This is a genomic window from Streptomyces sp. NPDC004721 (assembly GCF_053601495.1).
In genome coordinates this window covers 39,626-63,136 of record NZ_JBSGBZ010000017.1, presented here as the reverse complement: position 1 = coordinate 63,136, position 23,511 = coordinate 39,626, and the positions used below count along the sequence as shown (strand labels likewise).

21 protein-coding genes are annotated in these 23,511 nt (G+C 71.4%); 8 read left to right on the top strand and 13 right to left on the bottom strand.

The genetic code is table 11. The features are described 5' to 3' along the window. Nucleotides 1-56: 56 nt before the first annotated feature. Both ACWEK3_RS17805 and ACWEK3_RS17800 read right to left on the bottom strand, forming a co-directional pair. On the bottom strand, nt 57-1,013 hold the full coding sequence (locus ACWEK3_RS17805; protein ID WP_450541158.1) for an EamA family transporter: 957 nt from the start codon (nt 1,011-1,013) through the stop codon (nt 57-59). A 230-nt stretch (nt 1,014-1,243) separates the two neighbouring features. Then, entirely contained in the window at nt 1,244-4,159 is a 2,916-nt protein-coding gene (locus ACWEK3_RS17800; protein WP_453250059.1) for an FAD-binding and (Fe-S)-binding domain-containing protein, read from the bottom strand. A 91-nt stretch (nt 4,160-4,250) separates the two neighbouring features. Between ACWEK3_RS17800 and serC the strand changes: the two genes are divergently transcribed. Further along, nucleotides 4,251-5,369, top strand: a complete 1,119-nt coding sequence (gene serC, locus ACWEK3_RS17795) for a phosphoserine transaminase (protein WP_450541154.1) — start codon at nt 4,251-4,253, stop codon at nt 5,367-5,369. Between the two features lie 112 nt (nt 5,370-5,481). Here the strand turns inward: serC and ACWEK3_RS17790 are convergent, their stop codons facing one another. From ACWEK3_RS17790 to ACWEK3_RS17780, 3 genes are all read right to left on the bottom strand, one after another. Further along, nucleotides 5,482-6,387 (bottom strand): endonuclease/exonuclease/phosphatase family protein, encoded by a 906-nt coding sequence (locus ACWEK3_RS17790; protein ID WP_450541213.1) that lies wholly within the window; start codon nt 6,385-6,387, stop codon nt 5,482-5,484. A 309-nt stretch (nt 6,388-6,696) separates the two neighbouring features. Continuing rightward, nucleotides 6,697-8,220 carry a cellulase family glycosylhydrolase gene (locus tag ACWEK3_RS17785; protein ID WP_450541153.1) on the bottom strand — a complete coding sequence of 508 codons (1,524 nt, stop codon included), beginning with the start codon at nt 8,218-8,220 and terminating at the stop codon, nt 6,697-6,699. Between the two features lie 97 nt (nt 8,221-8,317). Continuing rightward, the gene (locus ACWEK3_RS17780) at nt 8,318-9,298 is read right to left on the bottom strand and encodes a WD40 repeat domain-containing protein (protein ID WP_453250058.1); all 981 of its coding nucleotides are present in this window, start codon (nt 9,296-9,298) and stop codon (nt 8,318-8,320) included. A gap of 88 nt (nt 9,299-9,386) precedes the next feature. Here ACWEK3_RS17780 and ACWEK3_RS17775 point away from each other — a divergent pair, with 88 nt between their 5' ends. From ACWEK3_RS17775 to ACWEK3_RS17765, 3 genes are all read left to right on the top strand, one after another. Next, nucleotides 9,387-10,061, top strand: a complete 675-nt coding sequence (locus ACWEK3_RS17775; RefSeq protein ID WP_453250057.1) for a GDSL-type esterase/lipase family protein — start codon at nt 9,387-9,389, stop codon at nt 10,059-10,061. 116 nt (nt 10,062-10,177) lie between these two features. Beyond that, nucleotides 10,178-10,765, top strand: coding sequence for a Uma2 family endonuclease (locus ACWEK3_RS17770; RefSeq protein ID WP_453250056.1), 588 nt, complete (start codon nt 10,178-10,180; stop codon nt 10,763-10,765). A 72-nt stretch (nt 10,766-10,837) separates the two neighbouring features. Beyond that, nucleotides 10,838-11,833 carry an aldo/keto reductase gene (locus tag ACWEK3_RS17765; RefSeq protein ID WP_453250055.1) on the top strand — a complete coding sequence of 332 codons (996 nt, stop codon included), beginning with the start codon at nt 10,838-10,840 and terminating at the stop codon, nt 11,831-11,833. 154 nt (nt 11,834-11,987) lie between these two features. On the opposite strand, the gene thpR is transcribed toward ACWEK3_RS17765, so the two are convergent. Continuing rightward, a complete protein-coding gene (gene thpR / locus ACWEK3_RS17760) occupies nt 11,988-12,560 on the bottom strand; it encodes an RNA 2',3'-cyclic phosphodiesterase (protein ID WP_450541144.1) in 573 nt (190 codons plus the stop codon). A 104-nt stretch (nt 12,561-12,664) separates the two neighbouring features. On the opposite strand from thpR, the gene ACWEK3_RS17755 reads away from it, so the two are divergent. Then, nucleotides 12,665-13,252 (top strand): Uma2 family endonuclease, encoded by a 588-nt coding sequence (locus ACWEK3_RS17755; protein ID WP_453250054.1) that lies wholly within the window; start codon nt 12,665-12,667, stop codon nt 13,250-13,252. Nucleotides 13,253-13,282: 30 nt separating this feature from the next. Here ACWEK3_RS17755 and ACWEK3_RS17750 read toward each other — a convergent pair whose 3' ends face one another. Together ACWEK3_RS17750 and ACWEK3_RS17745 are read right to left on the bottom strand one after the other, a co-directional pair. After that, nucleotides 13,283-14,644 carry an MFS transporter gene (locus ACWEK3_RS17750; protein WP_453250053.1) on the bottom strand — a complete coding sequence of 454 codons (1,362 nt, stop codon included), beginning with the start codon at nt 14,642-14,644 and terminating at the stop codon, nt 13,283-13,285. 49 nt (nt 14,645-14,693) lie between these two features. Further along, nucleotides 14,694-15,131, bottom strand: a complete 438-nt coding sequence (locus ACWEK3_RS17745; RefSeq protein WP_100568981.1) for a MarR family winged helix-turn-helix transcriptional regulator — start codon at nt 15,129-15,131, stop codon at nt 14,694-14,696. Between the two features lie 153 nt (nt 15,132-15,284). Between ACWEK3_RS17745 and ACWEK3_RS17740 the strand changes: the two genes are divergently transcribed. Beyond that, nucleotides 15,285-15,467, top strand: a complete 183-nt coding sequence (locus ACWEK3_RS17740; protein ID WP_141360185.1) for a ribbon-helix-helix protein, CopG family — start codon at nt 15,285-15,287, stop codon at nt 15,465-15,467. A 21-nt stretch (nt 15,468-15,488) separates the two neighbouring features. Here ACWEK3_RS17740 and ACWEK3_RS17735 read toward each other — a convergent pair whose 3' ends face one another. Next, nucleotides 15,489-16,940: an NCS2 family permease gene (locus ACWEK3_RS17735; RefSeq protein WP_453250052.1), complete on the bottom strand. Its 1,452-nt coding sequence runs from the start codon at nt 16,938-16,940 to the stop codon at nt 15,489-15,491. Between the two features lie 248 nt (nt 16,941-17,188). On the opposite strand from ACWEK3_RS17735, the gene ACWEK3_RS17730 reads away from it, so the two are divergent. Then, nucleotides 17,189-17,467, top strand: coding sequence for a DUF2530 domain-containing protein (locus ACWEK3_RS17730; protein ID WP_450541136.1), 279 nt, complete (start codon nt 17,189-17,191; stop codon nt 17,465-17,467). Nucleotides 17,468-17,657: 190 nt separating this feature from the next. Here the strand turns inward: ACWEK3_RS17730 and ACWEK3_RS17725 are convergent, their stop codons facing one another. The 4 genes from ACWEK3_RS17725 to ACWEK3_RS17710 form a co-directional block, all read right to left on the bottom strand. Further along, nucleotides 17,658-18,599, bottom strand: a complete 942-nt coding sequence (locus ACWEK3_RS17725) for a sugar kinase (protein ID WP_450541212.1) — start codon at nt 18,597-18,599, stop codon at nt 17,658-17,660. A 5-nt stretch (nt 18,600-18,604) separates the two neighbouring features. Then, complete coding sequence (locus tag ACWEK3_RS17720; protein ID WP_453250051.1) at nt 18,605-19,255, bottom strand: bifunctional 4-hydroxy-2-oxoglutarate aldolase/2-dehydro-3-deoxy-phosphogluconate aldolase; 651 nt, start codon at nt 19,253-19,255, stop codon at nt 18,605-18,607. 162 nt (nt 19,256-19,417) lie between these two features. Continuing rightward, nucleotides 19,418-20,209, bottom strand: coding sequence for an IclR family transcriptional regulator (locus tag ACWEK3_RS17715; protein ID WP_450541132.1), 792 nt, complete (start codon nt 20,207-20,209; stop codon nt 19,418-19,420). Further along, nucleotides 20,206-21,804, bottom strand: a complete 1,599-nt coding sequence (locus ACWEK3_RS17710) for an N-acyl-D-amino-acid deacylase family protein (protein ID WP_453250050.1) — start codon at nt 21,802-21,804, stop codon at nt 20,206-20,208. The genes ACWEK3_RS17715 and ACWEK3_RS17710 overlap by 4 nt, the downstream gene beginning before the upstream one ends. 182 nt (nt 21,805-21,986) lie before the next feature. On the opposite strand from ACWEK3_RS17710, the gene ACWEK3_RS17705 reads away from it, so the two are divergent. Continuing rightward, nucleotides 21,987-23,507, top strand: coding sequence for an ABC transporter substrate-binding protein (locus ACWEK3_RS17705; protein ID WP_453250049.1), 1,521 nt, complete (start codon nt 21,987-21,989; stop codon nt 23,505-23,507). Nucleotides 23,508-23,511: the final 4 nt, after the last annotated feature.

Here is a 23,511-nt window from a genome sequence, read left to right as displayed (position 1 = left end):
AAGCATGCTTGCATGAATTCATGGTCCCGCCGTGCGGCGCCGAAAACCGGCACCGGTTACGGGTGCGCCTCCGGAAGCGGCGCCTTGCTCCGCGCCACCTGGGTCCGCACCGCCCCCATGCTCGCCGCGATGACCAGGACGATCGCCACGGCCTGGAGGGCGGTGAGGGACTGGCCGAGGATGAGGAAGCCGGCCGTGGCCGCGAGGGCCGGTTCCAGGCTCATGAGGACGGCGAAGGTGGAGGCGGGCAGCCGGCGCAGGGCGAGCAGTTCGAGGGTGTACGGCAGGACGGAGGACAGCAGCGCCACCCCCGCGCCCAGGGCGAACGTCGTCGGGACGACCAGCTTCGACCCGGACTCGGCGATCCCCAGCGGCAGGAACAGCAGCGCGCCGACCGCCATCGCCAGGGCCAGCCCGTCGGCCTGCGGGAAGCGCCGGCCGGTACGGGCGCTGAAGACGATGTACGCCGCCCACATCACGCCCGCGCTCAGCGCGAAGGCGACACCGGCGGGGTCGAGGCTGTCGAAACTCCCGCCGCCGAGCAGGAAGACGCCGGCCAGGGCCAGGGCGGCCCACACGAGGTTGATCAGGCGGCGCGAGGCCAGCACCGACAGGGCGAGCGGGCCGAGCACTTCGAGGGTGACGGCGGGGCCGAGCGGGATGCGGGCGGCGGCCTGGTAGAAGAGGCCGTTCATCCCGGCCATCGCGACACCGAAGACGACGACCGTGCCCCAGTCGGCGCGCGAGTGCCCGCGCAGCCGGGGCCGGCAGACCAGCAGCAGCACGATCGCGGCCACCAGCAGCCGCAGGGTCACCACGCCGAGCGCGCCCGCCCGCGGCATCAGCGTCACGGCCACCGCAGCGCCGAACTGCACCGAGATGCCCCCGGCCAGGACCAGCCCGACCGGGCCGAGCGAGCCGAAACGGCCCGGGGATCCGGGCGAGGGCGCGGTGGCCGGCGCGGAGGCGACCGGGGACGTCGAGGAGGGGGTGGCGGCGCTGGGCGTGGTCACGGGGCGGTCCAGTTACGGGGCTAGGGGTTTGTTCATCGCGATGTACTGATGGGTCCAGGGTAGTGGACGCGGTCAGGGGCGTGAACCCGTACACCACTGTCCACGATGCCCCGCGCGTCCCCACGGTTCACGGGCCGACGTACCCCTCCAGACCCGCGGCGACACCGCACGCCCGTCCGGCGCCCGGTCACGGGTCCCGGTGTGCCTCCAGTCCCTCGGCGGCCCCACGATCACGAGCCGCCGCGCCCCTCCGGTCCTTCCAGTCCCTCCGCCAGGACCTCCGCCAGATGACGTCCCCGTACTCCGGCCAGCTGGTCCAGCTGGGTGCGGCACGAGAAGCCGTCCGCGAGGACCACCGCGCCGTCCGGGGCCCGCCGTACCGACGGCAGGAGCTGTTCCTCGGCGCAGGCGGCCGACACCTCCCAGTGGCCCTTCTCGAAGCCGAAGTTCCCGGCAAGACCACAGCAGCCGCCGGAGAGTTCGCCGGTCAGGCCGGCCGCCTCGCGCAGGTACCGGTCGGCCTCGTCGCCGAGCACGGCGTGCTGGTGGCAGTGGGTCTGGCCGGCGACCGGGCGGTCCAGGCGGGGCGGGGTCCAGCCGGGGGCGTGGCGCCGCAGGGCCTCGGCGAAGGTCAGCACGCGGTCGGCCAGGCGGCGGGCCCGCGGGTCGTCGGGCAGCAGCTCCGGCAGGTCGGTGCGCAGGGCGGCGGCGCAGCTCGGTTCCAGGACGACGACCGGGGTGGCGGTCTCCAGCACCGGTTCCATCAGGTCGAGGGTGCGGCGCAGCACCGCGCGGGCCCGCTCCAGCTGGCCGGTGGAGACGTACGTCAGGCCGCAGCAGACACGGCCCCGGCCCTGCAGGACGGACACGGGGTTCAGCAGCGCCGAGCTTCCGTCGCCCACCGGAGGGCGGCGCAGGCGCAGGGTCGGCGGGAGCGCCACCCGCAGCCCGGCCGCCTCCAGCACGCGTATGGCCGCCCGGCCCACGGACGGCGAGAGGTGCTCGGTGAAGGTGTCCGGCCACAGGACGACCAGAGCGCCCGCTCCCTCCCCGCCGTCCGCCCGTGCGTCCGCCCGCGTGCGCCACCATCGGGTGAACGGCTCGCGCGCCAGTCGCGGGATCCCTCGTTCGGGTGTGATTCCACCGAGCCGTTTCACGGCCGCCGCGAACGGCCGCAGTGCGGCGAGCGCGTTCAGCAGAGGCGCGGTGCGCGTACGGGCGGTCCAGCGCAGCCACACCGGAAGCCACCCCAGGGCGTAGTGGGCGGCCGGGCGTCGCCGTCCGGCGTAGTGGTGGTGCAGGAACTCCGCCTTGTACGTGGCCATGTCGACCCCGACCGGGCAGTCCGAACGGCACCCCTTGCACGACAGGCACAGGTCGAGCGCGTCCCGGACCTCCACCGACCGCCAGCCGTCGGTCACCACCTCACCGGCGAGCATCTCGTGCAGCAGCCGGGCACGCCCGCGCGTGGAGTGCTCCTCCTCGCCCGTGACCCGGAAGGAGGGACACATGACCGCGGCGCCCGACACCTCGGTCGTACGGCACTTCGCGACCCCGACGCACCGGCGCACCGCCGCCGAGAAGTCCCCCTGGTCGGCCGCGTAGCCGAAGGCCACGTCGACCGGGCGGCGCGGCAGCACGGCGAAGCGCAGGTTCGCGTCCAGGGGCGCCGGACGGACCAGCATCCCGGGATTGAGCAGGTCGTCGGGGTCCCACAGTCCCTTGACCTGTTCGAAGAGGGCCACCATCCGCTCCCCGTACATGGTCGGCAGCAGCTCGGCGCGGGCCTGCCCGTCCCCGTGCTCCCCGGACAGCGAACCGCCGTGCGCCACCACCAGCTCGGCCAGCTCCCGCGAGAACCGCCGGAACCGGCCGATCCCGGCCGGGGTCAGCAGGTCGAAGTCGATACGGACGTGGATGCAGCCGTCCCCGAAGTGCCCGTACGGGGCGCCCCGCAGCCCGTGGGCGGCCAACAGCTCCCGGAACCGCCGCAGATACGCGCCCAGCCGCTCCGGCGGCACCGCGCAGTCCTCCCACCCCGGCCACGCCTCTGTGCCGTCCGGCATCCGGGTGGCCGTACCGCTCGCGTCCTCCCGGATCCGCCACAGCGCGCGCTGCGCGGCCGGGTCCTCGACGATCGCGGCGTCCACGGCGTCGGCCGCCCGCGCGATCGCCTCCGCACGCGCGCGTGCCTGCCCCGCCGTCTCCCCGCCCGTCTCCACGAACAGCCAGGCGTCCCCGCGCGGCAGCCCGGCCGCCGCGGACGGCACCAGGTCCCGCGCCATCCCCTCCACCGTCAGCGGCCTGTGCGCCAGCAGTCCGGCCGCGGCGTCGGCGGCGGCGCCCTCGTCGGCGTATCCCAGCACGGCCAGCACGCGCGCGGGGGGCGTCTCGACGAGCCGTACGACCGCTTCCGTCAGCACGCCGAGGGTGCCCTCCGAGCCGCAGAAGGAGCGCGCCACGTCCGCGCCGTTCTCGGGCAGCAGGGCGTCCAGGGCGTACCCGGAGATACGGCGGGGCAGTCGCGGGAAGCCGGTCCGCAGCCGGGCGAGTTCGCTCTCCACCAGCTCCCGCAACCCGTCCGGGGCCCCGGCCCACTCGCGCCCCAGCCGCAGCCTGCGCCCGCGCGCGGTGAGCACCGACAGCTCCCGCACGCTGCTCGCGGTCGTCCCCCAGGCCACCGAGTGGGAGCCGCACGAGTTGTTGCCGATCATCCCGCCGAGCGTGCACCGGCTGTGCGTCGAGGGGTCCGGGCCGAAGCGCAGGCCGTGCGGTGCGGCGGCCTCCTGGAGCCGGTCCAGGACCACGCCCGGCTGGACGACGGCGGTCCGCTCCCCGGGGTCGAGCGCCAGCACCCGGTTCATGTGCCGGGTGAAGTCCAGCACCACCCCCGTCCCGGTCGCCTGGCCCGCGATCGACGTCCCGCCGCCCCGCGCGACCACCGGCACTCCGCGCGCCCGGCAGACCTCCAGCACCGCCGCCACGTCGTCGGCGTCCCGCGGAGCCACCACACCCAGCGGGACCCGCCGGTAATTGGACGCGTCCATGGTGACCAGCGCCCGTGCGGTGGCGTCGAACGCCACCTCCCCGCGCACGGCCCGGCGCAGCTCCGCCCGAAGCTCCGAAAGATCCGCGAGATCGGTCATGCGTCCAGCATGCACGCGATCGATTCGGCGGCCGTCTCACCCGGCGGAATGCGTTTCACCCGGATTTCTCCGACCCGCTACTCTCCCGTTCGTGGCTGAGATCCAGATTCCCTCTGACATCAAGCCCGCGGACGGACGTTTCGGCGCGGGACCCTCCAAGGTGCGGACGGAGGCGCTGGACGCCCTCGCCGCCACCGGCGCATCCCTCATGGGCACCTCCCACCGCCAGGCCCCGGTCAAGAACCTGGTCGGCCAGGTGCGCGAGGGCATCCGCGAGCTGTTCCGGCTCCCCGACGGCTACGAGGTCGTGCTCGGCAACGGCGGCTCCACGGCGTTCTGGGACATCGCGACCCACGGACTGATCGAGAACAAGTCGCAGCACCTCGCCTTCGGCGAGTTCAGCTCGAAGTTCGCCAAGGCCGCCAAGCTCGCCCCCTGGCTCGCCGAGCCCACCGTCGTCTCCTCCGACCCCGGCACGCACCCGGAGCCGCGGGCCGAGGCGGGCGTGGATGTCTACGCCTTCACGCACAACGAGACCTCCACCGGTGTCGCCATGCCCATCAAGCGCGTGGCCGGCGCCGACGAGGGCGCCCTGGTCCTGGTCGACGCCACCTCCGGCGCCGGCGGCCTCCCGGTCGACATCGCCGAGACCGACGTCTACTACTTCGCCCCGCAGAAGTCCTTCGCCTCCGACGGCGGCCTGTGGATCGGCGTGTTCTCCCCGGCCGCGCTCGAACGCGCCGAGCGCGTCCATGCCTCCGGCCGCCACGTCCCGGAGTTCTTCTCGCTGCCCACGGCGATCGACAACTCCCGTAAGAACCAGACGTACAACACCCCGGCGCTGGCCACCCTCTTCCTGCTCAACCAGCAGCTGGAGTGGCTCAACGGCCAGGGCGGCCTCGCCTGGTCCACGGCCCGCACCAAGGACTCCTCCTCCCGCCTCTACGCCTGGGCGGAGGAATCCAAGTACGCGACCCCGTTCGTCACCGACCCGGCCAAGCGCTCCCAGGTCATCGGCACGATCGACTTCTCCGACGAGATCGACGCCGCCGCCGTCGCCAAGGTCCTGCGCGCCAACGGCATCGTGGACACCGAGCCCTACCGCAAGCTCGGCCGCAACCAGCTGCGCATCGCGATGTTCCCGGCCGTCGACCCGGCGGACGTCGAGGCCCTGACGAAGTGCGTCGACCACGTGATCGAGAAGCTGTAACCGTCCCCGCACACGACGGCGAAGGGCGCCCGGCGGTCTCCATCCGCCGGGCGCCCTTCGTGGTCCGCGTCCCTGCCGGTCCGTGCCTCGTGCCGGTCCGGGGCGGACGCTCTCAGTCCAGTTCGATCCGGGCGGCGACCGGCAGGTGGTCGCTGCCGGTGGTGGGCAGGGTGCGGATGTGGGCGACGGCCGCCGAGCGGGCCATGACCTGGTCGATCCGGGCCAGCGGGAAGGCGGCGGGGAAGCTGAGGGCGAACCCCCGCTCCGCCACGTTCAGCCGCGAGGTCAGCGGGGCCAGCCCGCGGTCCTCGACCGTGCCGTTGAGGTCGCCCAGCAGGATCACCGTTCTCAGCTCCTCGGCGGCGACGGCCTCGCCCAGCAGCAGGGCGCTCTCGTCGCGCCGGCCGGACGCGAGGCCGCTCGCCCGGACGCGGAGGGAGGGCAGATGCGCCACGTAGGCAGCGATCCGGCCGTGCGGGGTGTGCACCACGGTCCGCAGCCCGCGGCTCCATGCCTCCGTGATCCCCCGGGGCTTGATGTCGAGGAGCCGGGTGCCGCTGAGCGGATGCCTCGACCAGAGTCCGACGGTGCCCCGGACCTCGTGGTACGGGTAGGCGGCGGCGAGGGTCCTCTCGTAGACCGACAGCGCCGGGGGCACCAGCTCCTCCAGCGCGATGAGGTCGGGCCCGGCGTCGGCCAGGGCGCGGGCCGTGCCCGCCGGATCGGCGTTCTCGTCGCTGACGTTGTGCTGCACCACGACCAGTTGGCGCGCGCCGGGCGCCGGGCCGGGCAGGAGCAGCCCGCCGAAGAGGTACGTCCAGGCCGCCACCGGCAGCAGCAGAGCCACCAGCGCCACGGCCGAACGGCGCAGCAGCGCGAGGGCGAACAGCACCACGACCACCAGGCCGAGCCACGGCAGGAACGCCTCCAGCAGACTGCCCAGGCGGCCCACCGAGTTGGGCACGGCACGGTGGAACGCCAGCAGCCCGGCCGTCAGCGCCGCGAGCGCGGCGAGCACCCGCCCCCGCCGCCACGCCGACCGGTGCCCCGCGCCCCCCTGCGCCTCCTGGCCGGGAGCACGCCGCTCCGCCCCGCGCCGCACCCACGGGGGCACCACCACCCGCAGCGCCGCTGCCGCACCGCCGCCCGCCCGTTCCCGACCCACCCTGGCTTCCCCTCCACTCGGCCTCGCCATCCAGGACGCTCCTCCGAATGGATCAGTTTCCGCCATCCGCGCGTGGGCGCCGGAACGACCGGACGCCGTCCGTTCGACGACGGGCCGCAACCGTGAGGCGCCCGGCGTCGAGCACCGGGCACCTCGCGGTCGTCAGGACGCCGTGCAGCTCACGCTCGGCACACCCCCGCCCCCGGGCGCGCCACCGAAACCGAAGGCGGTCGAACCATTGGCCGCGATCGCCCCGTTGTGGGCGGCGTTGACCGCCGTCACGGTCGCCCCGCTCTGGGTGTAGGACGCGTTCCACATGTTGGTGACCTTCTGGGTCCCGCTCCAGGTCCAGGTCACCTTCCAGGACTTGATCGCGGTGGTGCCCGTGTTGGTCACCGTCACATCGGCGTTGAAGCCGCTGCCCCAGTCGCTGCTGACGACGTAGGCGGCCCGGCAGGCGGCCTTGCCGCCGCCGTCACCGCCGCCGTTGTCGCCGCCGCCCCCGGTGCTCGGGAAGCCCGGCGCCTTGGCGGTTGCCAGATAGCCGTCCTTCGCCGTGTCCACGGTCTGCCAGTCGTCCTTCAGGATCCCGCCGGTGTCACCGGAGTTGGGGTTCCAGGACCAGAACGTCCAGTGGAAGGAGTCGCCGCCGTACGTCGAGGTCGGGCGCAGGTAACTCACCAGCGCCGCCAGCCACTTCTGGTCCACCGTGGACTGGAGCGTGGTGCCGAACTCGCCGACCCAGACGGGGGCGATGTTCTGCTTGAAGATGTAGCCCCAGTACTTGTCCCAGATGTCCGGCATGTTGTTGGGGAAGGACGGGTCGCTGAACCAGCTCTGCTGGGCGACGCTGGTGGCGTAGTCGTGGGCGGAGTACACGACCCGGTTGGCCACGTCGAGGCGCACCGGGTACTGGCCGACGCCCATCAGGTTGCCGCCCCACCAGCCGGAGACTCCGTTGAAGGTCTGGATGCCCTCGACGAAGATCAGCAGGTCGGGGTTGGCGGAGAGGACCGCGTTGCCGGCCCGCTCGGCGGCCAGCCGCCAGTCGGTCGCCTGGTCCCCGCAGCCCCAGCAGGCCGGGTCGTGGGGCTCGTTGTGCAGGTCGATGCCGATGACCGTGGCGTTGCCCTTGTAACGGGTCGCCAGCGACTTGAGATTGGCGATCCACGTCGACTCGGGGACGGAGGCGGTGTACCAGAGGGCCGACTGGCCGCCCGAGTCCGGCCGGTGACGGTCGAGGATGACCTTCAGGCCGTCCTGGCCGGCGTACGCGACGAGCTTGTCGATGACCTGGAGGGAGGTCAGCCCCTGCAGGTCGGCGTTCTTGCCGGCGGAGAAGTCGATGCTCGACGGCTTGGCGCCGGACTTGAGGATGTCGTCGCTGTAGGGCAGCCGGATGGTGTTGTAACCCAGCGACTTCATCTGGTCGATCATGCTCTTGTAGTCGCGGGACCACAGGCCGTGGACGACCTGGTTGCTGGTCTCGAAGCCGAACCAGTTGATGCCGGCGATCCGGACGGACTGTCCGGACGCGTCCAGGATCTGGCGTCCGCTGGTGTGCCAGTAGCCGGCGCCGCCCGCGGTGGGGGCCGCGTGCGCGGTGGCCGGCAGGCCGAGTCCCAGGCCCAGCGGTAACAGGAGCGCCGCGGCGGCGCAGAGCGCTCTTCGCAAGGTGCGGAACATGTTGCTGCTTCCTCCCGAGGGGGCCGCGGGACCGGAACTGGTGGGAGCGCTCCCACACACCCGCGCCTCCCAGTGGAAGTCAGGTGGCGACCACCCGTCAAGAGCGGCGACGCAACAAACGCCCCAACCCCCACACCGCGGCCACCACGCCGGCCACCACGACGACGGTGCCCGCGCCGAAGCGGCCGCCTCCGTCCGGACCGGCCCCGGCGGAGTTCGAACCGCCCTGCGGGGACGGCGACTTGGCGGACCCGTCGGCATCCGGCGCGTCGCGCACCTGCACCGGGCTCTCGGAACCCTCGCTGCCGTACAGGAGCTTCGTGCCGTCCACGCTGTAGGTGACGGACTCCCCCTGCCCCTGGAGCGGCACGTCGAGCCGGCCCGCGCGCTTGATCCTGCCGCCGTTCCAGTCGTAGTGGATGCCGCCGAAGTAGCCGCGCACGGCGAGGTGCGTGCCGTCCGGGGAGAGGGCGGCGTCGGTGGCCCACAGGTCGACGGGGGCGATCGGCTTGAAGACGTTCGTGCCCGAGGAGGACAGCTCGGCCGGGCCCTCGTAGAGATGGCCGCCGTCCTCCTTCTTGTCGATGATGTAGACGCGCCCCGTCTTCGGGTGCACGACCATCGACTCGGCGTTGCGCGGCCCGTCCGCGTACTTCACGACGTACTGCGTGGCCCGGATCGTCTGGTCCTTCAGTTCCTTCGGCTCGGGCAGCCGGTAGATCCACACGTACGGCCAGGTGCCGTCGAGGTTGTCGCCGATGTCGCCGACGTAGATCTGGTTGCCGGGCCCGATGGAGATGGCCTCCATGTCGCGGGGCTTGCCGATGCCGCTGAGGGTGACGGTGGCGACGGTCTCGCCGGTCCTGCCGTCCACGGCGTAGATCTGCGGGCCGTAGCCGCTGTCGTTGTGCGTCCAGTAAACGCCCGGATGCAGGCGCGAGGCCGCGAGACCGCTGGACTCCTTGATCCGCGGGTCCTTGATCGTGAACCCGTCGTCGCCGTCGGCGGCGAGGGCGGCGGGCGCGGCGAGCGCACCCGCGAGAAGGGCCCCGGCGAGCAGGGCGAACGGTCGGCGCATCCCCCAAGCCTGCCATCCCGCACGGATGTTCACACTGCGTGGTGGGCCTCACATCGCACCTTCCCCGCCCATCGTCCATGATGAGCGGATGCTCAGGTTCATGCCCGTCGGTGACTCCATGACGATCGGCAGCGCGGGCGAGCACACCTGGCGTTACCGCCTGTGGCAGCACCTGTGCGCGACGTACGGCGGTGCGTTCACCCTCGTCGGCCCACGCGAGACGCTCTACGACAAGTCGGCGGACGCGCCGGCCTCCCTCGCCTACGCCGATCCCGACTTCCCCCGCGCGCATCTGGCCGGCTGGGGCGAGGGCTGGGGGCACATGGTCCCGCTCGTCGGCGACGCGGTACGCGAGTGCCGCGCGGATGTGCTGCTGGTCTCGCTCGGCCTGATCGACCTGGGCTTCTACACGAACGCCGAGCAGACGGCGGTGCACGTGGAGGCCTTCGTGACCCAGGCGCGGGCCGCCAACGCGCGCATCCGCGCGGTCCTGCTCCCGGTGATCACGAACATCCGCGCCGAGGCCGACCCGCTCTTCGCCGCGGAGGTGGACCGCTTCAACGAGCTGCTGGCCGCGGGGGTGGCCGGCCTGGACGAACCCGGCTCCCCGCTGCTCCTGGCGCCCCCGCCGCCGACGTACGACATCCACACGGACACCTACGACGGCACCCACCCGAACGAGAGCGGCGAGCACAAGATCGCGGCGGCGTTCGCGGGGGCGCTGCACCAGGAGTGGGGGTGGGGTGGAGAGTACGAGGGGTGAGCCGCGTCGCCTCCTCCTCTTGGCATATGCGCTGCCACCCGTGCCCTCGTCACTGTGCGTATCGTTGTACTGCGCGGCTGCGCCCGTCCACGGAGCAGCCGGGGAGGAGCGCCACGATGACCGTCCTGGAAGACAGGATCACGATGGCCGAGGAGAGCGACGAGCTGACTCTGGACGTGATGTTCGAGTGGCTCGAGAAGATGCCCGTCCCCGAGGGAACGAAGGTCGAGATCGTCGGGGGGAACATCTTCATGTCACCGCAACGTCACACCCACTGGCAGATCATCTTCGACATCGCCCGACAGTTGAGCGCCAAGTACCCGGCCAAGCGGCTGGCCTCGGACGTACGGATCGATTTTCCCGGGCGCCTGAACGGATTCGCCTGTGATGTCGCGGCGATGGCCGACCGCTCGGTGCAGGACGCCAAGGGCCGCTGGCACTACCGGGACATCGAGTTCGTGGCCGAAGTCATCTCCGAGAACACGGCCGCCAATGACTACGGTCCCAAGAAGCTCACCTACGCGCTCGCCGAAGTTCCGGTCTACCTCATCGCCGATCCGTACGAAGGCGAATGCCGCGTCTACACCCATCCCATGAACGGCGACTACACGACCGAGACGAAGCTCCCCTTCGGCGAGGACCTGGACCTCGCCGACACCCGGGTCGGCCTCGTCCTCAGGACCGACGGGTTTCCCCGCGACTGACCACCGGCCGCCGGCGCCCCGTCCACAACTCCCCTTGCATCGAGCGCACTCCAAGACGTTGGCTTGGGGACCATGAGGTACACACAGCTCGGACGCACAGGACTCAAGGTCAGCCGACTGGTGCTCGGCACGATGAACTTCGGTCCGCAGACCGACGAGGCGGACAGCCACGCGATCATGGACGCGGCACTGGACGCGGGGATCAACTTCTTCGACACGGCCAACGTCTACGGCTGGGGCGAGAACAAGGGCCGTACCGAGTCGATCATCGGCAACTGGTTCGCCAAGGGCGGGGACCGGCGCGACAAGGTCGTCCTGGCCACCAAGGTGTACGGGAACATGTCCCCGGACAACTCCAACGTCTGGCCCAACCACGACAAGCTCTCCGCCGTGAACATCCGGCGGGCCGTCGACGCCAGCCTCAAGCGGCTGCAGACCGACCACATCGACGTCTACCAGTTCCACCACATCGACCGGGACACTCCCTTCGAGGAGATCTGGCAGGCCGTCGACGTACTGATCCAGCAGGGCAAGATCCTCTACGTCGGCTCCTCCAACTTCCCCGGCTACAAGATCGCCCAGGCCAACGAGATCGCCGCGCGGCGCTCCGGCACCATCGGGCTCGTCAGCGAGCAGTGCCTGTACAACCTCGCCGAGCGACGCGCCGAGATGGAGGTGATCCCGGCCGCGCAGGACTACGGCCTCGGGGTCATCCCCTGGTCGCCGCTGCACGGTGGGCTGCTGGGCGGTGTGCTCAGGAAGCAGGTCGAGGGCGGCAGGCGCGCTTCCGGCCGGTCCGCCGAGGCGCTCGCCGACACCGCCGTGCGCGACCGGATCCAGGCGTACGAGGACCTGCTCGACAAGCACGGTCTCGAGCCCGGCGAGGTCGCGCTGGCCTGGCTGCTCACCCGGCCCGGCGTGACCGGCCCGATCGTCGGCCCGCGCACCGCCGAGCAGCTCGCGTCGGCGCTGCGGGCGGTCGAGCTGGAACTGAGCGGGGAACTGCTGGCCGGACTCGACGAGATCTTCCCGGGACCGGGTCCGTCGCCGGAGGCCTTCGCCTGGTAGGCACCTCCCGCGCCGCCCGAGCGGCCGTACCGTCCCTGGCGTCCGTGCTCCGCGTCACCTGCCGAGCGCGGACGCCAGGGCGACGACGGCGAACATCAGCACGAGCGTACCGGCCATGATCCGGTTCCGGGTTTTCGGGTCCACGTACTCGAGACTAACCGGCCGCCCGCAGTGGCCAGCGGCCGACCGGCTCGTAGCGGGGCTGCTCCCCCCGCACCCCGGACCTCGGCAGCAGGCTGCGCATGAGGACCAGCTCCTCCACGGTCCACGTACCGCTCGTGAAGTCGCGCAGCGCCTGGACGTACGGCCGTACGTCCAGGCCGTCCCGGCTGCGCGCCACCGTCAGGTGGGCCTGGTAGGGGCGGTGCTCCTTCATCGGCACACCCGCCTTCCGCGCCGCCGCCTCCGCGCGGTCGGCCAGCATCCGCAGGGTCGCGAGGTCGCCCTCCGCCCCCGTCCACAGCGCCTTGCCGCGCCCGAACTGCCCTCCCCCGCGCAGGGCGAGCGAGAAGGCCCCGGTCCGGTGTGCGGCCTTCTCCAGGCGGGCCGACAGCTCGGGTACGACCTCCTCGCCGACCTCGCCGTAGAAGGCGAGCGTGAAGTGCCAGGCGGGCCGCTGTGTCCAGCGCAGCCGGTCCGCGCCCGGCAGCTTCCGCAACCCGGCGATCTCGTCCGCGAGCGCGCCGAGCACGTCCCGCGGGGGCAGTACGGCGGCGAACAGTCTCATGGGCCCAGTGTCCCGCCGCGCTCCCGGACGTGACCTGGTCACCGTGCGTATCGTTGTACCGCGCGGCTGCATGCGACCAGGCAGCAGCGGGGAGGAGCGGCACAGTGACTGTTCTGGCAGACAGGATCGAGATGGCCGACCACAGCGACGGGCCCACCCTCGACGAGATGTTCGAGTGGCTGGAGCAGATGCACATCCCCGAAGGTTTCAAGACCGAGATCGTCGAGGGGGGCATCTTCGTGACGCCACAGCGGGACACCCACTGGGAGACCATCCTGGACATCGTCGAGCAGTTGCGCGCCAAGTACCCGCGCCAGCGCGTGAAGTCCGACGTCCGCATCGACTACCCCGGACACCTCAACGGCTTCGCGTCCGACGTCGTCGCCCTCGCGGAGGGCGCCCGGAAGGACGAGAAGGGTCACTGGCGTCCCGGGGACGTCGAGCTGGTCGCCGAGGTGATCTCCCAGGGCACTGCCAGGAACGACTACGGCCCGAAGAAGGACGCGTTCGCGGCCGCCGGAGTGCCGGTGTACCTGATCGTGGACCCGTACACCGGCACATGGCACCTGCACACCCTGCCCAAGGACGGCGAGTACCGCGGTGTCCTCAGCCTCGACTTCGGTGACGAGATCGACCTGAACGACACCCCGGTCGGCCTCGTGCTCAAGACCGACGAGTTCCCCCGCGACTGACCCCTGCCCGGCGGACCGGGCGCACCCGGGCTACGCCGCGGCGGCCAGTTGCTTTCGGTGGTCGCGGGGGACCAGGTCCACGCGGGGGTGTCCGCGGTTCCAGCCGAACGACAGGCGCAGACCGCCGGCGCGGGCCAGGACCAGGCCTATGGTGGCGGCCGCGGCGAGCGAGACGACACCGCCCGCGGCGAAGCCGACACGGGCGCCGTAGGCGTCGGTGATCCAGCCGACGAGGGGCGCGCCCAGCGGTGTACCGCCCATGAAGACCATCATGAACAGGGCCATCACCCGGCCGCGCATGGCCGGGTCGGTGCCCATCTGCACCGCGGTGTTCGCCGTGACGTTGACCGTCAGGCCGAAGATCCCGATGGGTGCCATCAGCAGCGCGAACAGCCAGTACGACGGGGCCAGCGCGGCGACGATCTCCAGCGCGCCGAAGGCCGCGGCGGCCGCGATGAGCACGCGCAGCCGGGCGGTGCCGCGGCGGGCCGCGAGCAGGGCGCCGACCAGGGAGCCGACCGCCATCACGGTGTTGAAGAGGCTGTAGGCGCCGGCTCCGGAGTGGAAGACGTCCTCGGCGTAGGCCGACAGCCACACCGGGAAGTTGAAGCCGAAGGTGCCGATGAAGCCGACCAGGACGATCGGCCAGATCAGCTCGGGGCGGCCGGCGACGTAGCGCAGGCCCTCGCGGAGCTGGCCCTTGCCGCGCGGCGCGCGCTCGACGACGTGCAGCTCACGGGTGCGCATCAGCAGCAGGCCGACGATGGGGGCGACGAAGGACAGGCCGTTGGCGAGGAACGCCCAGCCGGTGCCCACGCCGGTGATCATCACGCCCGCGACGGCGGGGCCGACCAGACGGGCGGACTGGAAGTTCGCGGAGTTCAGGCTGACCGCGTTCTGGAGCTGCTTCGGGCCGACCATCTCCGAGACGAAGGACTGGCGGGCCGGGTTGTCGACGACCGTGGCGAGGCCCACCGCGAACGCGGCGAGGTAGACGTGCCACACCTGGACCTGGCCGGTGAGGGTGAGCACGGCGAGCGCGAGGCCGGTGACGGCCATGGCCGACTGGGTGGCGAGCAGCGTGGGCCGCTTGGGCAGGCGGTCGACGAGGACGCCGCCGTAGAGGCCGAAGAGCAGCATCGGCAGGAACTGGAGGGCCGTGGTGATGCCGACGGCGGCCGAGGAGCCGGTGAGGCTGAGGACCAGCCAGTCCTGCGCGATGCGCTGCATCCAGGTGCCGGTGTTGGAGACGACCTGGCCCAGGAAGAACAGGCGGTAGTTCCTGACCCTCAGCGAGCTGAACATCGAGGACTTGCGGGGGGTGTCGGGGGCGGTGGGGGAATCGTGGGTGGTCGGTGCGGGGGCGGAGTCTGCTCCGGATCCCGTACTCAAAAGGGTTCGCCTCCTTGGCCGGCTGCTCACTCGCCGAGCGGTACGTGTTTTACAGGTGTGCGAGCTTCTCCAGTACGGGGGCGGCGGCGCTCAGTTTGGCCCACTCGTCCTCGTCCAGACCCTCGACCAGACCGGCCAGGAAGGCGTTCCGCTTGCGGCGGCTCTCCTCCAGCATGGTTTCGGCCTGGGCGGTCCTCGTGACCACCTTCTGACGCCGGTCCTCGGGGTGCGGCTCCAGGCTGACCAGCCCCTTGGCCTCCAGCAGCGCCACGATGCGGGTCATCGACGGCGGCTGCACGTGCTCCTTGCGGGCGAGTTCGCCCGGGGTGGCGCTCCCGCAGTTGGACAGGGTGCCCAGCACCGACATCTCGGTGGGGCTCAGCGACTCGTCGACGCGCTGGTGCTTGAGCCGACGGGACAACCGCATCACGGCGGAGCGCAGGGAGTTCACGGCGGCAGCGTCGTCGCCATGGGTGAGGTCCGGCATGTTCTTTAGCGTAACTCATTACTCTCGCTAAATACCACCGCGAACACGCCCCGCGCCCGTGACTCCCGCCACTGAAGATCACATCACTCTTTCGGGTGATCCACGCCCGAAACACCACGCCTCGCGCGCGAAAGTCCCGCGACCCTCGTGTCCATGGGGACCAGTGTGCTCAGCCTGCGCATGGACCACGAGCTGCTCGAACGGCTCAGGTGCCATGCCGCCAAAAGAGGAATGAGCGTCCAGGACTATGTCGTCCGGACGCTCATTCGGGATGACTTCGACGAGCGGTTCCAGGCCGCCGTCGAGGAGACGGAGAGGTTCTACGGGGTCACATGACCCGCACCGAACCGGGTGGGATCAGGTCAGGCCGAGGGCCGGCATCAGGTAGTAGAAGGCGAAGACCGCCGCCACCACGTACATGGCCACCGGGACGTCCTTGCCGCGGCCGGCCGCCAGGCGCAGCACCACGAAGGTGATGAAGCCCATGCCGATGCCGTTGGTGATCGAGTAGGTGAACGGCATCATCACCATCGTCACGAAGGCCGGCATGGCGATCGTGTAGTCCGCCCAGTCGATCTCCTTGACCGAACCGGACAGGATCAGGAAGCCCACCGCGAGCAGGGCCGGGGTGGCCGCCTGGGACGGCACCATGGTGGCGATCGGGGTCAGGAACAGCGCCACGGCGAACAGGGCACCGGTGACGACGTTGGCGAAGCCGGTCCTGGCGCCCTCGCCGACGCCCGCCGTCGACTCCACGAAGCAGGTGGTGGCGGAGGAGGAGCTGGCGCCACCGGCGGCGACCGCGATGCCGTCGACGAAGAGGACCTTGTTGATGCCGGGCATCTGCCCCTGGGCGTCGGTCAGCTTCGCCTCGTCGCTGATGCCCATGATCGTGCCCATGGCGTCGAAGAAGGTCGACAGCAGCACGGTGAAGACGAAGAGGACGCCGGTGAGCACGCCGACCTTCTCGAAGCCGCCGAACAGGCTGACCTTGCCGAGCAGGCCGAAGTCGGGAGTGGAGAACGGGCTGCCCGGCCACTTCGGGGTGGTCAGACCCCAGGACGGCACCTTGGCGACGGAGTTGATCACGACCGCCAGGACGGTCATCGCGACGATCGAGATCAGGATCGCGCCGGGCACCTTGCGCACGATCAGCGCCAGCGTGAGCAGCGCGCCCAGGATGAAGACGAGAACGGGCCAGCCGTTGAGGTGACCGTCGGCGCCGAGCTGGAGCGGCACGGTGGTGTGGGCGGCGTCCGGGATGCGGGAGACGAAACCGGAGTCGACGAGCCCGATCAGCATGATGAACAGGCCGATACCGATGGCGATGCCCTTGCGCAGGCCGAGCGGCACGGCGTTCATCACGCGCTCGCGCAGGCCGGTGGCGACCAGCAGCATCACCACGAAGCCGGCGAGGACGACCATGCCCATGGCGTCCGGCCACGACATGCGCGGCGCCAGCTGGAGCGCGACGACCGTGTTGACGCCGAGGCCGGCGGCGAGCGCGATCGGCACATTGCCGATGACACCCATGAGGAGAGTGGTGAACGCGGCGGTCACGACGGTGGCGGTGACCAGCTGGCCGTTGTTGAGCTGGTGCCCGTACATGTCCTTCGCGCTGCCCAGGATGATCGGGTTCAGCACGATGATGTAGGCCATCGCGAAGAAGGTGGCGAAACCGCCGCGGATCTCCCGGGGCAGGCTGCTGCCCCGCTCGGAGATCTTGAAGTAGCGGTCGAGAGCGCCGTACGGGGGTGGCGTTCCCGGCTGCTCGGGGGCGGAAGCCTTGGCGGTGGCCGAGGTGGGCATGCGGGTGACCTCAAAGGTGCGGGTGGGTACGGGGTTCCGGGCCGGACCGAGGATCAAACCAAACCGACAACCAACAGGTTCCCCCAGGTCCCTGTCGCGACTCTGTTGGTGATTCCTACGAAGAGAAGTGGCCAGACTCGGACCGTTTCAGTATGAACATATGAAGCCGAAAAGACCATCTCCGCGCGTAGACCGCGGTCCTGCCAGGGGCGGGACGCTTCTCACCAGGGCCCCGTAAGCTGATCCCCATGGCGAAGTGGACCCCCAAGCACGAGGCGCCGGAGCCCCTGGAGGGCCCCGTGGTCGCCACCATCACCGGCGGCACGATCGTGTGGTTCGTCCTCTTCCTGGTCCAGCTCCCCTTCTACGGCTGGTTCCACGACCACGGTCACACCTGGTGGCTGTGGACCTGCCTGGCCGGCGGGGGCCTCGGCCTGATCGGCATCTGGTACGTCCGCAAGCGGGACGCCGCCATCAAGCGGGCGGAGCGGGCGGGGCTGCCGCAGCAGTCGACGTCCGCGGACTAGTGCCCTGACAGGCAACGTTCGCCCCGTCGCGACGCCCGGCACGCCCTCTCGCCGCACCGGACGCCGCTCCTTCACGGGCAAACGTTGCCTGCCGCGGCACTAGGCGGACCCGCGCACCCGACGTGAGGGAGCGGGCCGAGGCAGGGTGCGCCTGCCCCGGCCGAAGGCCCCCGGACCGGGGCCGCCCGCGTCAGCGGACGACGTCGGTGCCGAGGGCGGCGTCGTCGATCTCGGCCGCGAACGGAGCGCCTTCCCAGTCACCGGCGACGGTGACGGCACGGGCTCCGCACAGACCGGCGATCCGGAGGCGCTCAGCCGCGTCCTCTCCGGCGAGCACCGCGCTGAGGTAGCCGGCGGCGAAAGCGTCTCCGGCGCCCACCGGGTCGACCACGGCGACCGGCTGGGGCCGCTGCCGGTGGACGACCCCGTCGACGCACGCGACGCTGCCGGCGGAGCCGAGCTTGATCACGACCTGACCGGGACCGAGTGCGGCGATGGCCCTCGCCTGCGCCTCGGGGTCCTTCTCGTCGGTGAACAGCAGGGCTTCCTCGGTGGTCGCGAAGAAGACGTCGGCCTTGCCGAGCAGATGGCCGAGGACCGTGCGGGCCCGGTCCTGCGGCCACAGCCGGGAGCGGAAGTTGACGTCGAAGGAGACGGTGACGCCGTGCTCCTCGGCGAGGGTGACGGCCCTGCGCACCGCGTCGGACGCGGACGCGCTCAAGGCCGGCGTGATGCCGGTGACATGCAGGATCCTCGCGCCGGCGATCACGGCCTCGTCGAGATCGGCGGGCGCGAGGCGGGAACCGGCGCTGTGCGTGCGGTAGTAGCTGACCTGCACCCGGCCCGAGGCCTGGCGGGTCTTCAGCATCAGGCCGGTCGGCGCGGGATCGCGCACGATCGACGTCGAGACGGCCTCGGCGCGCAGTTCCCGGGCGATGAGTTCGCCGACCTCGTCCGTGCCCAGGCGGCCGATCCAGTGCGCGGCGCGGCCGAGCCGGGCCAGGCCTATGGCCACATTGCTCTCGGCGCCGCCGAAGCCGAGCCGCAGGGTCGGCTGCCGGATCAGCGGCACGTTCGCCGACTGGGTGAGCAGCCCGATGGACTCGCCCAGGGTGACGACTTCGGGACCCATCGCGCTCACACCGCTTCCTCGATCGACTTGAACAGGGTGGCCGCGCGCCGGGCGATCACCGATACGTCGCCGTCGCGCAGCGCGCTGCCGGTGAGCGCGCCGCCCAGGCTGACCGCGACCGCCCCGGCGGCCACATACGAGCCGGCCGTCTCGACGGTGATCCCTCCCGACGGGACGAACGGGATGCCGGGGAACGGTTCGCGCAGGCTGCGCAGGTGGGCGGGGCCGCCGGTCGCGGCGGGGAAGATCTTCACGGCGTCCGCGCCGAAGGCGTGGGCACGCATCACCTCGGACGGCGTCCAGGCGCCGACGATGCTCGGCACCCCGTGTACGGACGCGATCCGGGGCAGCTCGTCCACCAGCCCGGGAGACACGGCAAACCCGGCTCCGGCGTCGATCGCGGCGCGGGTGAGGGCCTCGTCGGTGAGGGTGCCGGCGCCGATCACCGCGTCGGCCGAGAACTGCCGGACGGTCCGTTCCAGGACCGCCGGGAAATCCGGGGTGGTGGCGGTCAGTTCGATCGTTCGCACTCCGGCGCGTATGAGCGCGGCCACGGTGGTGGCGAGGTGCTCGGTCGTCGCGGGACGCAGGACGGCCACGACGCGGGCCTCGGTCAGGGCCACGGGCAGGGGCAGGGGGGCCGCCGATTGGGCCACGGAACAGCTCCTTCTCACAACAGGGTGCTGGGGGCGGACTGCCTGGTCGCCTTCGACGAGGCAGGACACGCCGTTGGTCGGGTGTGGTCAGCGGGACCTGGTCGGGCTTCGGCCGCCCCACGCGAGCGGGCTCCGGCCGGGTCGGTCATCGGGGCGCCGTGGTCATCCGCGGCCTCCCCACCGCTGCGAGATGTCGCGGGCCGCCGCTCTCACCAGGGGCACCACCTGCGAGACCCGCTCCGGTGGCATGCGTTCCTCGGGCGCCGACACGCTGATCGCATGGGTCGCGGCTCCGGTCACGTCGAAGACCGGGGCGGCGACGCAGCGCACCCCCGCCTCGTTCTCGACGTCGTCGATCGCCCAGCCGCGGGCACGGGACCTGGCGAGCTCGGCGCGCAGCGCGTCGCCGTCGGTGATGGTGTTCTCGGTGCGCGGGGGCATGCCCGCCGCGATCACCGCGTCGACCACTGCGTCGTCGGCGTAGGCCAGCATGGCCTTGCCGACGCTGGTGCAGTACGCCGACTGGGTGCTGCCGACCCGCGAGGCCATCCGCACGGGAAGCGGGCTGTCGACCTTGTCGACGTAGACCACGTGCGGGAAGTCCGCCGTGACCAGGTGAACGGTCTCGCTCGTCGCCTCCGACAGGCCCTTCAGCACGTCACGGGTGTCGCGGTGCGGGTCGTTCCCGGCGAGATACACCTGGCCGAGCTGGGCGTTGCGCCAGCCGAGCCGGTACGCGCCGCTCGGCAGGACCTGGACGAAGCGGGCGTCGACGAGCGGTTGGAGCAGACGCAGCACCGTGGACTTGCTCAGGCCCTGCTGTGCGGCCAGCTCGGTGAGCGTGCAGCCGCGGCCCTCGACGTCGTCGCCGAGCCTGATGAGGATCCCGAGCGCCCGGCGCAGCGAGGCCGAGTTGTTGCGTGCGCCGGGGGTGGGGGCGAGCCGGTCGGTCAAGACGAGCCTCCTCGTCGAATCGCGCGGCCGGCCGTGGCGTTGCGCAGGTGGCCGTCGCGGAGTGCGAACGCGCCGCCGATCACCACGTGGTCCACACCGTCCGCGAACTGCAGTGAGTCGTCGTAGGTTGCCAGATCGGCGACGCGGCCGGCATCGAGCACGACCAGATCGGCGATCTTCCCTGTCGCGATCAGGCCACGGTCCCCAAGCCCGAACCGGGCCACCGCCCGTGTCGACAGGTGCTGGACCGCGTCCGCCCAGCTCCAGTTGGTGCGTTCCAGCACCTGGTCGCGCAGGAACCGGGCGAACGCGCCGTAGGCCCGGGGGTGCGGGGCGCCGCCCATGAAGATGCCGTCCGAGCCGGCCATGTGCACGCGGTGCTGGGCGAGTTCGCTGACGTCGTCGTCGGTGTTCGCGGCGGGTTGCTGCACCAGGCAGCCGACCCCCAACTCGCAGTCGACCAGCAGGTCGCAGATCAGCTCGCCGACCGGCCGGTCCACCGTGGCGGCCACCTCGGTCAGGCGGCGCCCCTCGGCCCATCTCCAGGACGGGGCGGCGGTGTAGGCGAGGATCACCCGCTCCGGCAAGTCTCCGAGGGTGGGGAACCAGGTCCGGCCCAGTTCCCGGCGGGTGGCGGGATCCTTCAGCAGGGCGAGCGTCCCGCCCGAGCGGCCGGTCTGGAGTTCCGGCGGCAGGGTGAGCATCGACAGGATGGTGCTGCCGCGTGTGTAGGGGTAGCTGTCGAAGCTGAAGTCCAGTCCGGCGTCGAGGGCGGAGTCGAGCAGCGGCCGCAGGGCGGCGGCCGGGCCGTGGAAGTGCGAGACATGGGTGGCGACGCCGCTTCGCGCCGCGATCCGCCTCAGTTCCTCGATGCCGGTGTGCGCGTGTTCCTCGTATCCGCGCATGTGGGAGACGTGCACCGCGCCGGCTTCGGCCACCGGGCGGCACAACTCGGCGAGTTCCGCCGCGTCGGCGAAACCGCCGGGGACGTACTCGAGGCCGGTCGACAGCCCGACCGCTCCGTCGGCCAGTCCGCGGGCGACCAGCGCGCGCATGCGCCGGAGTTCGTCCGCCGTCGGCGTGTGCGGCGCGAAACCGGCGATCTGGGCGCGGATGTTGCCGGCGGGCACCAGGGCCGCCGCGTTGACGCCGATGCCGGTGTCGAAGTGGGCCAGAAGTCCGGCCGTCGACGCGTCGGCGGAAAGGGCGCCGGGCCGCGGTCCGTTGACCGCCGAGAAGTAGCGGTCGAGTTCCCCGGCGGTGGCGGCGCAGGACGGCGCGAAGGAGACGCCGTCCTGTCCGACGACGACGGTGGTCACGCCCTGCCGCAGATAGGCCTCGGTCACGGCCGGGTCGCCGAGGCGGCCGTCCGCGTGGCTGTGGGCGTCGACGAAGCCGGGCAGCACCAGACGCCCGGAGACGTCGACGACCTCGGTCGCGGCGGCCGCGTACCGCCTGGCGTCCGGGCCGACGTGGACGATGCGGTCGCCGCGGACCGCGACATCCGCCACGCGGGGTGGCCCGGAGCCGCCGTCGACCACCTTTCCGCCGCAAAGGACCAGGTCGGGGGGTGGTTCTGAGGTCGCGTCAGTCATCGTCACCTCGGAAGGCCGGCCGTCGGCTCATGGGTGTCTTCCCCTTTCGCTCGGCCTGCAGGGTCTTGCGCCGATTACGCCAGGCATTATATTCATGCCCCGTGCACTGCAAGACCAAGTTCTGCACTGCACAACGTAATTGGGGTCGCGCTCACCCAGGGCGCAGGTGAAACGAGGATCGAATGCCCCCAGCGCGCAAACGCGCCATCGCGGCGAGTGCTCCGTGCCTCGCAGCCGCCCTTCTGCTGTCGGCCTGCTCCGCGCCGATGGCCGACAGCGCGCGGCCGGACGGCCTGGTGGTGGCCGAGACGACGGCGCCCAGCACCCTGGACCCGCAGGGCTCCAGCATGTACGCCGACCGGTTCGCCTGGCAGCTCTCCTACGAGTGCCTCTACACCACGACCGCCGACGGCCGGGTCGAGCCCGCCCTCGCCACCGGCTACGACGAGTCGGCGGACGGTCTGACCTACACCTTCACGCTGCGCCACGGTGTGCGCTTCCACAACGGCTCTGCGCTCACCGCCGACGACGTCGTCTACTCCTTCGACCGGCTGCACAAGGGCTCGGACGGCATCGACGAGGAGCTGTTCCCGACGCTGAAGGGCGTCGAGAAGGTCGACGCCGAGAAGGTCAGCTTCAAGCTGAAGACTCCGGACGCCGGATTCATCAACAACATGGCCAACCCCCTGGTATGGGGGTGCGCGATCATGAGCCGGCACGCCGACGCGTCCAACCCGGCCACCACCATGGTGGGAACCGGGCCATGGAAGCAGACGTCGTACCGCGCCAACAGCGAACTACGGCTGGAACGCAACGACGACTACTGGGGCAGGAAGGCCGCCGCACCCGCCCTCTCGGTGCTGTACATCCCCAATGTCGCCACCCAGGTGGCCAATCTCCAGGTCGGCAAGATCGACCTGATGTTCCCCGACGCGGCGAGCGCCGCGGCGCTGAAGGGCCGCCGCGACGTGGCCCTCGACAAGGTCGAGACCGACTCGACGATCTTCCTCCAGATCAACAACCTCCGTAAGCCGCTGGACAACCAGCTCGTACGGCAGGCGCTGGCACTCGCCGTCGACCGCGGGGAGCTGGCCGAGGGCGCCTACCACGACGGCGCCCGGCCGAGCGTCTACATCCCGCCGTCGTCGGCCTGGGCACCCTCCGTCGACCGGCTGCCGTACTCCCAGCCGGACCTCGACCGGGCCAAGAAGCTGCTGAGCCAGGCCGGCTATCCGCACGGGTTCTCCACCACGCTCATGTACATCAGCGGGTACGACCCGGGCACCGACAACCTGATGACCCTGATGCAGGCCCAGCTCGCCCGGGTGGGGATCAAGGTCAAGCTGCTGCCCCTGGAGCGGGCCGCCTGGAGCTCCAAGCTGACCGGGCCGGACTACGACCTCTCCTGGAACGCGCAGTCGTACTACTCCAACCCGATCCAGTACGTGCTGCCCGCCGAGGGCCGGCAGGGTCCGACGCCCGCGGAGCTGCGGAAACTGCTCGACGACGCCCGCGCCGCCGGCGACCAGGCCGCTTACCAGCAGGCACTGACGAAGATCTCCGAGTACGAGGCGACGCACGTCTACCCGACCGTCACCCTGCTCGCCACCAACACGTTCGCCGCCTACCGAAACGTCCTCGACCACGTGACGGTACCGCCGAGCCAGAGCCGCACCTTCCTGACCGACGTGACGAAGGAGTAGCGCG